Origin of the sequence: Stenotrophomonas maltophilia group sp. RNC7, from assembly GCF_030910085.1 — a bacterium.
Lineage (GTDB): Bacteria > Pseudomonadota > Gammaproteobacteria > Xanthomonadales > Xanthomonadaceae > Stenotrophomonas > Stenotrophomonas sepilia.
On record NZ_JAVFVN010000367.1, the window covers coordinates 1 to 380 of the forward strand.

Below are 380 nucleotides of genomic sequence, written 5' to 3' on the forward strand. Positions count from 1 at the left end.
AGGACGTTTAACGCTGCTAACTCTATATTTAGAAATCTTTTTTCATCAGCTAAATCTTTTTCGGCTTTTTCCAATTCACCTTTAAGCTCAGATTCTTTAATTTTCAATTCTCTAATCTTATCTTTTGCTAAAAAGGCGTATACTTTAGTAAGATGTTTTCCAATTTCCCCTTCTAAAAAATTGAATATTTTAAGCTCTTTTATAGCAAGTTCATTGATTTTTTCTAATTCAGTCAATTCACCTACAAAGTTATTATATTTTTCTTGGAACTCCTTCACTACAGTTTCACGTTGCTTCCACTTTTCCTCTAACAAATTAAGTTTCTTTCTTAATTCCACTTCAATACCATCCAGGTAAATCGTTTCTTCTGCAATTTTAGT

The 380-nt window shown here is 30.0% G+C and carries 1 protein-coding gene; it reads right to left on the reverse strand.

Annotation, left to right across the window (positions count from 1 at the left end; genetic code table 11):
- Window positions 1–380: hypothetical protein (locus RCF13_RS06620; RefSeq protein WP_308140968.1), on the reverse strand; the 380-nt coding region annotated here is incomplete at both ends.